Source organism: Pseudomonas sp. BN411, from assembly GCF_029871235.1.
Lineage (GTDB): Bacteria > Pseudomonadota > Gammaproteobacteria > Pseudomonadales > Pseudomonadaceae > Metapseudomonas.
This window is the reverse complement of record NZ_SSOM01000040.1, coordinates 1-13,020: the sequence shown is the minus strand read 5'-3', so window position 1 is coordinate 13,020 and position 13,020 is coordinate 1. Positions and strand designations below refer to the sequence as shown.

Annotated in this window: 2 protein-coding genes; both read left to right on the top strand. The window is 62.9% G+C overall.

Annotation, left to right across the window (positions count from 1 at the left end; translation table 11 throughout):
* On the top strand, nucleotides 1–1,724 hold a 1,724-nt coding region (locus E8F06_RS05175; RefSeq protein WP_280364858.1), incomplete at its 5' end, for a calcium-binding protein.
* An 841-nt stretch (nucleotides 1,725–2,565) separates the two neighbouring features.
* A partial coding sequence (locus E8F06_RS05170) for a peroxidase family protein (RefSeq protein ID WP_280364855.1) occupies nucleotides 2,566–13,020 on the top strand: 10,455 nt, incomplete at its 3' end.

Genomic DNA, 13,020 nt, shown 5'->3' with positions numbered 1-13,020 from the left:
CGCCGGCGATCAGCGATACCACGCCGAGCCTGGGCCAGGTGTTGACGGCGACTCGCGGGACCATCGCCGACGCGGATGGCACCGCTACCTCGGTGTTCAGCTTCCAGTGGCAGTTCTCCACCAATGGCGGGGCGACCTGGGACAATATTGCCAGCGCCACGGGGACGAGCTTCACGGTCGGGGCGGCGCAGCTGGGGCAACTGCTGCGGGTGGTGGCGAGCTTTACGGATGACGGCGGCACCGCGGAGTCGGTGGCCTCGGCGGCAACGACGGCGGTGGGGACACTGATCGTCGGTACGGCAGGGGACGACGTGCTTAACGGCACGGCAGGAATCGATGAGATTCAGGGGCTTGCTGGTAATGACACCCTGAATGGCCTGGCTGGAGCTGACGTGCTCATCGGCGGTGATGGCGATGACACGCTCAATGGTGGCCTTGGCGTCGATACGCTTATCGGCGGCACGGGGAATGATATCTATCTCATCGACGGCACTCTGGATGTCGTGACCGAACTTGTTGGCGAAGGTGTCGACCTGGTTCGGAGCACGCGGTCAGGCTATGTGTTGGGCGCGAACGTCGAGAACCTCACCTACACGGGCGCAGGGGCATTCGCGGGGATTGGCAATGGGCTGGATAACGTGATCACCGGCGGCGCAGCTGGTAACAGCCTAAGCGGTGGTGACGGTAACGATACCCTGATTGGTGGTGCGAGCGGCGACTCGCTGGTTGGTGGTGTCGGCAACGATGTGCTTATTGGCGGCAGTGGGAATGACAACCTGAACGGGGGCGCAGGGGATGACTCACTCAACGGCGGCGCAGGCATCGATGCCCTGGCCGGTGGTGCGGGGAATGATGTCTATCTCATCGACAATACCCTGGACGCCGTGATCGAACTGGGTGGTGAGGGTACCGACCTGGTTCAGACCACACGATCGGGCTATGCGCTGGGCGTGAACGTCGAGAACCTCACCTACACGGGCGCAGGGGCATTCGCGGGGATTGGCAATGGGCTCGATAACGTGATCACGGGGGGGGCAGGTAATAACAGCCTAAGCGGTGGCGGTGGCAACGACACCTTGGTTGGCGGTTCCGGTGCGGATAGTTTACGTGGCGACGCCGGCACTGATTCCTTGGTCGGCGGTGCGGGTAATGACGTCTATCTCATCGACAACACCCCGGATGTCGTGACCGAACTCGCTGGTGAAGGTATCGACCTGGTTCAGGCCACACGATCGGGCTATGTGCTGGGCGCGAACCTCGAGAACCTCACCAACCTTGGGGCGGGCGCGTTCGCGGGGATTGGCAATGACCTGAATAACATGATCATCGGCGGCGCCGGTAATGACAGCCTGAGTGGTGGTGCGGGTAACGATACTCTCAGCGGCGGTGCGAGCAACGACGCACTGACTGGAGGCCTCGGTAATGACCGGCTGATCGGTGGGGCCGGTAACGACTTCATGACTGGCGGTCTCGGTAATGACACCTTCGTGTTTGCCGCAGGCTTTGGCAACGACAATATCCTGGACTTCGACGCCAACCCGGCAGGTGGCCAGGACCTGATGCAACTGACAGTGCCGGGCATCACCGCGGCGAACTTCGCAACCCGCGTATCGATCACCGATGTCGGGGCGGACACTCTGGTCACCATCGGTGGCAACCACATCACCCTGGTGGGGGTAGCGGATGCCACTACCGTGACCCAGGCGGACTTCATCGTCAGCTGAGGAGGCGGCTAGCAACCGAGTTACAGTAATAAAGAAGGGGGAAGCACGCAGTGCTTCCCCCTTTTTCTTGTGCCTGGAAAACCACTGTAGCCGCTCTATTCCGTGCGCTCTGGCCTGTCAGGCAGCTATCGTCGGCTTTCTGGCACCAGCATCCCCGGCGCCGCATTTTCCAAGCAAGAAAGATGCCTCCGAATTGCCCGGATTTCCCATTTGAGTCAACGGTTGTATTCCGCTGATAAGTGGGAAATTCGGCTTTGACCGCTCTATATCGCCACTTTCAGAGAACCTGGTAAGTCCGTGCCAGGACCACAAGAAGAGTGCTACCGCATGTTGATGACCGGGCGTTAATGAGGATTTATTGGTTATTCGTTTAAAATCAGCTAGTTGAGACGTTTTTACATTTAGCAATACATTTCGACGTTTTATTGACAGTGCCTGGGGGCAGGGCTTTAGTCAGGGTGTGTACGAGCATGACTGTTTTTTGGCACGCAGTGGCGTTGAGGGACGCAGCTGCGGCACCGGCCACAAGAGTGCTAGGGAGAACACCGTAATGAGCATCGATTCAGTCTCGCGCAATGGGCCGAATGGCCCATCGACCTGTGCCGCCCCCCGCGTCCGTTTCCACGGACCACCTCACGCCTGAGCTGGCGCGCCGTCTTCAACGACGGCGCTGAGAGGGACAAATCCATCCAGTCGGAACTGAGCCACTTCCAAGGCTTGGCGGGTTCGGCCGCGACTGCGATTTGCCCGGCTTGATCGCTTTCCTTCGACGAAACGTGGAATCGCACCCGCGCGGGCGCGATTCGGCCTGACTAATTGCTGTCGGATTGAGGTAAACAACATGGCCAACTTCATCAAGTCTGACCTCGAGTTCATTCTTCAGCAGATTCTCATCGCTGAAGCCCATGCGGCTGGCGAGGATCTGTCCGCTTTGATTCCAAACGCGCAGGTACCCTGGGGACTGAGGACGGTGGATGGATCCTTCAACCACCTCGTTGGTGGACAGGATGCGTTCGGTGCAGCGGATGAGCTCTTCCCGCGCATGCTCACGCCGGTGTTCCGTCCGGCAGAAGACGGCACCAGCTACCTGAGTAGCGGCACCGTAATCGATTCGCAGCCGCGGATCATCAGTAACCTGGTTGTCGATCAGACCATCAGCAACCCGGCGGCGGTCCAGACCTTCGTCGATGCCGGTTTCGGCGTCCTGGCCGACGGCACCCAGACTGATCCGGTCACCGGCGTGGCATTCCCGGCCGGTACGTTGCTCGACCTCGCCGGTGTTCCCATACCCGCCGGCCAGCCGCTGTTCCTGCCCAATACCACCCCGGACGAAGGCCTCTCCGCTCCCTTCAACACCTGGTTCACCTTCTTCGGCCAGTTCTTCGACCATGGCCTGGACCTGGTGACCAAGGGGGGCAACGAAGTTGTCTTCATTCCGCTGCAGGACGACGACCCGCTGTTCGTCCCCGGGAGCCAGACCAACTTCCTGATCCTGACCCGCGCCACCCAGTTCGGCGGCCCTGGCCTGAACCAGAACACCACCTCGCCCTTCGTCGACCAGAACCAGACCTACAGCTCGCACCCGTCCCATCAGGTGTTCCTGCGTGCCTACGAGCTGAACGCCAATGGTGACCCGGTCTCTACCGGCCGGCTGATTACCAACCGTGACCTGGGCGCCGACGGTAGGTTCGGTACTGCAGACGACGCCGAAATAGGCGGCATGGCGACCTGGGCGGTGGTCAAGGCCCAGGCCCGCGACATCCTCGGCATCGACCTGACCGACGCCGACGTCGGCAGCGTTCCGCTGCTGGCCACCGATGCCTACGGCAATTTCATCAGGGGGGACAACGGTTTCCCGCAGGTGGTCTTCCCCGGCAACGTGCTGGTCGAGGGCAACCCGGCGGCGCCCATCAGCCTGGTGGGTGCGATCCGTACCGGCCATGCCTTCCTCGATGACATCGCCCACGCCGCCAACCCATTTGGCGACCATGACGGTAATCCGGCTACCCCGAACCAGTTGCTCATCGCCGACGCAGACGAAGTCGCAGGAGGCCCGCCTCCCGCGCTTGGTTCCTATGACGACGAGCTGCTGGACGCCCACTACATGGCCGGCGATGGCCGTGCCAACGAGAACATCGGCCTGACCGCCGTTCACCATGTGTTCCACGCCGAGCACAACCGCCTGGTCGAGCACACCAAGGAAGTGATCCTGGCCTCCGGCGACCTGACCTTCCTCAACCAGTGGTTGCTGACTCCGGTGGGTGCCGTGCCGGCGACCCCGGACGGGTTGAACTGGAACGGCGAGCGCCTCTTCCAGGCCGCCAAGTTCGGTACCGAGATGCAGTACCAGCACCTGGTATTCGAAGAGTTCGCCCGCAAGGTGCAGCCCGCCGTCGACGCGTTCCTGGCGCCCAATGGTTTCGACAGCACCATCAACCCGGCCATCGTCGCCGAGTTCGCCCACACCGTGTATCGCTTCGGCCACTCCATGCTGACCGAGACCATCGACCGTCTCGATCCGAATTTTGCCAACAGCGAGATCGGCCTTATCCAGGCCTTCCTCAATCCGCTGGCGTTCGCTGCCAGCGGCGGGACGCCGGAAGCAGCGGCTGGGGCGATCATCCGCGGCACCACCCGCCAGCAAGGCAACGAGATCGATGAGTTCGTGACCGAAGCCCTGCGCAACAACCTGCTGGGCCTGCCGCTGGACCTGGCCACCATCAACATCGCCCGTGGCCGCGACACCGGCATTCCGTCACTGAACGCCGCGCGCCGCGAATTCCATGCGATGACCGGCGACAGCCAGTTGGCGGCCTACACCAGCTGGGTCGACTTCATGGGCAACCTCAAGCATGAGACGTCCCTGATCAACTTCATCGCCGCCTATGGCACTCACGCCGGGCTGCAGGCCGAAGACGTGGATACCGCCGCCGACAAGCGCGCGGTGGCCACCGCCCTGGTGTTGGGTGGTAGCGCGGTGATCAATGCTGGTACTGCGCAACAGCGAATTTTCACAGTTAGCGATGACGATCGGCTGGCCTTCCTCAATGGGCCGGCGGCCACTACTGGGGTTGATGACATCGACTTCTGGATCGGCGGCCTGGCCGAGAAGCAGATGCCCTTTGGCGGTCTGCTCGGCTCCACCTTCAACTTCGTCTTCGAGACCCAGCTGGAGGCGCTGCAGAACGGCGACCGCTTCTACTACCTGGGCCGCCTGGCGGGCCTGAACTTCCTCACCGAAATGGAGAACAACTCCTTCGCCAAGATGGTGATGGAAAACACCGATATCACTCGGCTGCCGGCGGATATCTTTTCTACTCCGGCCTTCATTCTCGAGGTCGACCAGACCCGGCAGTTCAACGCCGGCTTGCCAATCAATCCTGGTGCGGATGGCATTCTCGGTGATGATCCGACAACGCCGCAGGACGAGAGCGCCGACGATTTCCAAGAGGATCCAGTCGGCGACAACCCGCTGCTGGCCCTGGTGATCCGCGACAACCCGGAAACCCCCGGGCTTGATACCAACTACCTGCGCTACACGGGCGCAGACCACGTGGTGCTCGGCGGCACCGCCGGAAACGACATCCTGATCTCCAGCATCGGTGACGACACCCTCTGGGGCGATGCGGGCAACGATCGTCTGGAAGGCGGCGACGGCGTCGATAACCTCGATGGTGGCGCGGGCGACGACATCATCACCGACCTCGGCGGCGACGATAATATCAAGGGTGGTGAGGGCAACGACGTCATCCAGGCCGGCAACGGCTTCAACCTGATCCTCGGTGGAGGCGGCAGCGACTTCATCATCACCGGTGAAGACGTTTCGGAAACCTTCGGCGGTACCGGTAACGACTTTATCTATGGCGCCAAGGGCAACCTGCAGACTGCGGGCAACGAAGGCGACGACTGGATCGAAATCGGCACCCAGGACGGTGCGCCCGGCGACAACTTCTCGCCGTTCTCTCGCGACGAGGTGCCCGGTAACGACGTCTTCGTCGGTGGTGGCGGCTTCGACGAGGTGATAGGCGAGGGCGGCGACGACATCATGGTCGGCTCCGAAGGCTCCGACCACTTCGACGGCATGTCCGGTTGGGACTGGGCCACGTACCGTGGCGATCCGCGCGGCGTCAACGTCGACCTGCTGGTCAACGACCTGGTGGAACCACCGGTCCCGGCCTCCAACGCCGGCCTGCTCGACCGCTTCGCGGAAGTTGAAGGGCTGTCGGGTTCCTCCTTCAGTGACATCCTCAAGGGCGATCACTCCGATGCCACCACCATCCCCACGGATGGCGAGCTCGGCAGTACCCTGACCAACATCGCCCTGATCAACGGGCTGCAGGATCTGTTCGACGATGCCTTCGGGCCCAATGTGGTGTCCTTCAGCGCCGGCAATATCCTGCTGGGCGGTGCGGGCAGCGACATCATCGAAGGCCGTGGCGGCAACGACCTTATCGATGGCGACCGCTGGCTCAACGTACGGGTACAGGTCACCGGCAACGCTAACGTGACGACCGTGCTCTCCATTCAGGAGTTGATCCCGCGCATGCTTTCGGGCGAGATCAATCCGAGCCAGCTGAGCATCGTCCGCGAGATCCTCGATACCGATGACAGCATCGATACCGCGGTATTCGGCGGCGACCGCGGCAACTACACCGTCTCCACGGTGGGCGGCGTGACCACGGTCACCGACAACGTCGGCACCGAGGGCTCGGACACCCTGCTGAACATCGAGCGGTTGCAGTTCGCCGATCAGACGCTGGTCCTCGGTGGTGCCAATAGCCTGCCCACCGGCCAGTTGAGCATCCTCGACGCCACCAGCGGCCAGGTGGACAACACGCCGTCAATCGGTCAATTGCTGAGAGCCTCCGTGGCCGGGGTCACCGACGCCGACAACGATGGCGGCACCCTCAACGGTCGGCCGATCACCTTCATCTGGCAGGTCGAGACCGCTGTTAACTCGGGCATTTTCCAGGACATCGTCACCGAAGGTGGCGACGTACCGTCGACAGCCGCCCGCGGCACCTTCCGCGTCACCGCCGAGCAAAACGGCCTGGCGATCCGTGTGAAGGCGATCTATCAGGATGACGACGGTGTTCTGGAAACCGCATTCTCCGCGGCAACCGCCGATGTGGCCGGTATAGTGGTGCCGACCACGCCAGCGGCAATTCCGGCCGAAAGCCCGACCGAGCCCATCAATGGCGGTGTGCACCTGATCCGTGGGGACCTGCAGTTCATCCTCGACCAGATCAAGATTGCCGAACGCCATGCCGGCGGCGAAAGCCTGCTGGACATCCTGCCGAACACCCGTGGTGCTTTCGGCCTGCGGACGGTGGATGGCAGCTTCAACAACCTGGTTCCGGAGCAGGAACACTTCGGTGCGGCCGACCAGCCGTTCCCGACCCTGCTGGACCAGTTCTTCCGCACCGAGCAGGACGAGGCGCCTTTTGCCGGGGTAAACAACGGCAGCTATGCCACTTCAGGGCCTGGCGACGCTGCCACCGGTGACACCGGTGGCAATGTGGTGGATAGCGACCCACGCGTCATCTCCAACCTGATCGTCGACCAGACCATCACCAACCCAGCGGCCGTGAAAGCATTCCTCGATGCCGGGCTCGGCACCCGGGTGGTCGATGCGGCGGGCAATGCGTTGCTCAACCTGGACGGCACGCCGAGGCTGCTCAACAGCGAAGGTATCGAAATCCTGCGTGGGCAGCCGCTGGTGATCCCCAACACTGCTCCGGACGAGGGGCTGTCGGCGGGGTTCAACTCCTGGTTCACCCTGTTCGGCCAGTTCTTCGACCATGGCCTGGACCTGGTGGACAAAGGTGGCAACGGCTTGGTGTTCATTCCGCTGCAGGCTGACGATCCGCTGCGCACCCATGGCCGCGATGGCATCGCCGGTAACGGCGATGAGGTGTTGCCGCAGAACGCTTTCATGGTCATGACCCGCGCTTCCACCACGGCGGTGCAGGCCGGCGTGGACGGTGACCTGGGCACTTCGGATGACATTCATGTCCATGTGAACCAGACCACGCCCTTCGTCGACCAGAACCAGACCTACACCTCGCACCCTTCGCACCAGGTCTTCCTGCGCGAATATGTGCTGGATGCCAACAGTCGGCCGGTCGCCACCGGGCGCATGCTTGACGGCACTAACCCCGACGGTACACCGGGTGGCCTGCCCACCTGGGCTGACGTCAAGGCGCAAGCCAGGGCCATGCTGGGCATCGAACTGGACGACCAGGATCTGCTCGACCTGCCGCTGATCGCTACAGATGCCTACGGCAAGTTCATCCCCGATCCGGACACCGGGTTCGCGCAGATCGTCACGCTCGGCGGCCTGGAATCCGGTACGCCCGCCGCGCCCATCGACGCGTCGCTGGCCGGTCGCACCGGGCATGCCTTCCTCGATGACATCGCGCATTCGGCCAATCCGTTCGGCGACCATGACAACGACCCGGCCACGCCGAGCCAGGCGCTGCAGGCGGACACGGACGGTGTCGTCAACGCGCCGAACTCGCCGCCCCCAGTGGGCTTCTACGACGACGAACTGCTCAATGAGCACTTCATCACCGGCGATGGCCGTGGCAACGAGAACATCGGCCTGACTGCGGTGCACCACGTGTTCCACGCAGAGCACAACCGCATGGTCGAACACATCAAGGCAGTGGTGCTGGCCAGCAATGACGCGAGCTTCATCGCCGAGTGGCAGCTGTCACCCGGTGTTTGGGATGGTGAGCGGCTGTTCCAGGCCGCGCGCTTCACCACTGAAATGCAGTACCAGCACCTGGTGTTCGAGGAGTTCGCGCGCAAGGTGCAGCCGCAGGTGGATGTGTTCTTCGCGCCGACCCAGGTCTACGACACGAACATCAACCCGGCCATAGTCGCCGAGTTCGCCCACGTCGTTTACCGCTTCGGCCACTCGATGCTGACCGAGACCGTGGACCGCTTCGATCCGACCTTCGCCAATGACAGCTCCATGGGCCTGATCTCCGCCTTCCTCAACCCGCTTGCGTTCAATACGTTGAGCAATGGCGCGGGAGGCGCGGTCCAGGTGTCCGCCGACCAGGCGGCAGGCGCCATAGTCCGCGGCATGACCCGGCAGCAGGGCAACGAGATTGACGAGTTCGTCACCGAGGCTCTGCGCAACAACCTGCTGGGCTTGCCGTTGGACCTGCCGAGCATCAACATCGCCCGCGGGCGTGACACCGGCGTACCCACCCTGAACATGGCACGTCAGGAGTTCTACAACGCCACCGGCGATACCCAGCTCAAGCCCTACACCAGCTGGCTGGATCTTGCCGCGAACCTGAAGCACCAGGAGTCGGTGGTGAATTTCATCGCCGCCTATGGCACCCACACCAGCATCACTGGTGCCACCACTATGGCGGACAAGCGGCTGGCGGCGACCAACCTGGTGTTCGGTGATCCGACATTGACTGTCCCGGAAGATATCGCCGCATTCAACGCAGATCGCCTGGCCTTCCTCAATGGGCCGGCAGCCACGACCGGGGTGAATGACATTGACCTGTGGATCGGTGGTCTGGCCGAGCGGCAGATGCCCTTCGGCGGCCTGCTGGGCTCGACCTTCAACTTCGTGTTCGAGAACCAGATGGAGAAACTCCAGGACGGCGACCGCTTCTACTACCTGGAGCGCACCTCCGGCCTGAACTTCCTCACCGAGCTGGAGAACAACTCGTTCGCCAAGCTGGTGATGGCCAACACCGACGCGCTGCACCTGCCGGGGGACATCTTCTCGACCCCGGCCTTCACCCTCGAGGTGAACCAGGCTGCGCAGCACACTGGTCTGGGTCTCACCGGTCGCGACGATCCGACCGGGACCAACGCCTTGCTGCCGCTGGTCGGCCGCGGGGACGGCCTGCTGGTCTATCGCGGCGAGGACCATGTAGTGCTGGGCGGCACGGCCGGCAACGACAGGCTGATTTCCAGCATCGGTGACGACACCCTGCACGGCGACGCTGGCAACGACCGCCTGGAAGGTGGCGATGGCAACGACTTCCTGTTCGGTGGTGCTGGCGACGACATCATTACCGACCGGGGCGGCGACGATAACATCCAGGGCGGCGAGGGCAACGACGTCCTCCATGGCGGCAATGGCATCAACCTGATGATCGGCGGATTCGGCAACGACTTCGTCATCACCATCGAGGACGAGTCCGAGATCTTCGGCGGCGTGGGTAACGACTTCCTGCTGGCCGGCCGCGCGAACGAATTCACCTTCGGTAACGAGGGTGACGACTGGATCCAGCAAGGCATGGCGGATGGCGCTGCGGGCGACAACTTCGATGCCTTCGGCAACGACCCGATCATCGGCCACGACGTCTTCTACGGCGAATTCGGGATCATCGACCGCATGGATGGCGAGGGCGGCGACGACATCATGATGGGCAACGGCGGGGAAGGTGACCGCTATGTCGGGATGTCGGGCTTCGACTGGGCGGTGTTCCGCGACGACCCGGCGGGCGTCAACATCGACATGCGTCTGCGGGCTTTCAACGAAGCGCCCATCGCTCCCGGGGCCACCTCGGTACTGTCGCGCTTCGAGTCCACCGAAGGCCTGTCGGGTTCCCGCTTCAGCGACATGCTGCGGGGTGACGATGCCGATGCTGTAGCCATCGCCACCCACGGTGGAGCCACCGGCAGCGCGCTGACCAACCTCGATCTGATCCTCGGCTTGCGGGCCTTTGTCGGCACCGCCGCTGCTGGCGTCGACGGCGCCACAGGTACTACGGACGACGCGTTCGGCGCCGGCAACATCATCCTCGGCGGCAACGGCAGCGACATCCTCATCGGTGGCGGTGGCGATGACCTGATCGATGGCGACCGCTCGCTGAACACGTATATCAGCATCCGCGACGTTGCCGATAACGACATCGAGATTGGCAGAGCCAACCATCTGACCGGCGTGATTACCAACAAATCCGGCGTCCTGCTGGGCACTCCGGCGAACCTGACGCTGGCGTCGGCTGCGCTTTCCGGCCTGGTGAACCCCGGGCAAATGGTCATCGCTCGCGAGATTGCTGCTGGCACTGGCTTCAACTACGACACGGCAACGTTCGTCGGCAACTTCGAGGAATACACCGTCGTGGTCGACAACAACAACACCAACCTGGACTTCTCGGATGACGTAATCACCGTCACCGATAACGAGGGGCGTGATGGTGTCGATCGCCTGACCGGCATCGAGCGCCTGCAGTTCGCCGACCAGGCCCTGGTGGCGGTTCCGGGCTTGAACAGCGGCCCGACCGGGCTGGCGACCATCAGCGATGCGACGCCGGAAGTTGGCACCTTGCTGCGGGCCTCCATTGCCGGGGTGACTGATGCCGACAATGCCGGTGGCACCATCACCGGGCCGGTGGCCTACTACTGGCAGGTAGATGATGGCGACGGCGTGTTCGTCGATATCGAGACGCTGAATGCCGGTGGAGACGCGGATGTGGCGGCAGGTCCGACCTTCCGCGTCACCGCCGACCTGGCCGGCCAGTCGCTGCGCCTGAAGGCTATCTACAAAGACCGCAATGGCGTACTTGAGACCGTCTACTCGGCTGGCACGGCGCTGGTTTCGGGGACTCCGTCAAACGATGCACCGACCGGTACGCCGGCGATCAGCGATACCACGCCGAGCCTGGGCCAGGTGTTGACGGCGACTCGCGGGACCATCGCCGACGCGGATGGCACCGCTACCTCGGTGTTCAGCTTCCAGTGGCAGTTCTCCACCAATGGCGGGGCGACCTGGGACAATATTGCCAGCGCCACGGGGACGAGCTTCACGGTCGGGGCGGCGCAGCTGGGGCAACTGCTGCGGGTGGTGGCGAGCTTTACGGATGACGGCGGCACCGCGGAGTCGGTGGCCTCGGCGGCAACGACGGCGGTGGGGACACTGATCGTCGGTACGGCAGGGGACGACGTGCTTAACGGCACGGCAGGAATCGATGAGATTCAGGGGCTTGCTGGTAATGACACCCTGAATGGCCTGGCTGGAGCTGACGTGCTCATCGGCGGTGATGGCGATGACACGCTCAATGGTGGCCTTGGCGTCGATACGCTTATCGGCGGCACGGGGAATGATATCTATCTCATCGACGGCACTCTGGATGTCGTGACCGAACTTGTTGGCGAAGGTGTCGACCTGGTTCGGAGCACGCGGTCAGGCTATGTGTTGGGCGCGAACGTCGAGAACCTCACCTACACGGGCGCAGGGGCATTCGCGGGGATTGGCAATGGGCTGGATAACGTGATCACCGGCGGCGCAGCTGGTAACAGCCTAAGCGGTGGTGACGGTAACGATACCCTGATTGGTGGTGCGAGCGGCGACTCGCTGGTTGGTGGTGTCGGCAACGATGTGCTTATTGGCGGCAGTGGGAATGACAACCTGAACGGGGGCGCAGGGGATGACTCACTCAACGGCGGCGCAGGCATCGATGCCCTGGCCGGTGGTGCGGGGAATGATGTCTATCTCATCGACAATACCCTGGACGCCGTGATCGAACTGGGTGGTGAGGGTACCGACCTGGTTCAGACCACACGATCGGGCTATGCGCTGGGCGTGAACGTCGAGAACCTCACCTACACGGGCGCAGGGGCATTCGCGGGGATTGGCAATGGGCTCGATAACGTGATCACGGGGGGGGCAGGTAATAACAGCCTAAGCGGTGGCGGTGGCAACGACACCTTGGTTGGCGGTTCCGGTGCGGATAGTTTACGTGGCGACGCCGGCACTGATTCCTTGGTCGGCGGTGCGGGTAATGACGTCTATCTCATCGACAACACCCCGGATGTCGTGACCGAACTCGCTGGTGAAGGTATCGACCTGGTTCAGGCCACACGATCGGGCTATGTGCTGGGCGCGAACCTCGAGAACCTCACCAACCTTGGGGCGGGCGCGTTCGCGGGGATTGGCAATGACCTGAATAACATGATCATCGGCGGCGCCGGTAATGACAGCCTGAGTGGTGGTGCGGGTAACGATACTCTCAGCGGCGGTGCGAGCAACGACGCACTGACTGGAGGCCTCGGTAATGACCGGCTGATCGGTGGGGCCGGTAACGACTTCATGACTGGCGGTCTCGGTAATGACACCTTCGTGTTTGCCGCAGGCTTTGGCAACGACAATATCCTGGACTTCGACGCCAACCCGGCAGGTGGCCAGGACCTGATGCAACTGACAGTGCCGGGCATCACCGCGGCGAACTTCGCAACCCGCGTATCGATCACCGATGTCGGGGCGGACACTCTGGTCACCATCGGTGGCAACCACATCACCCTGGTGGGGGTA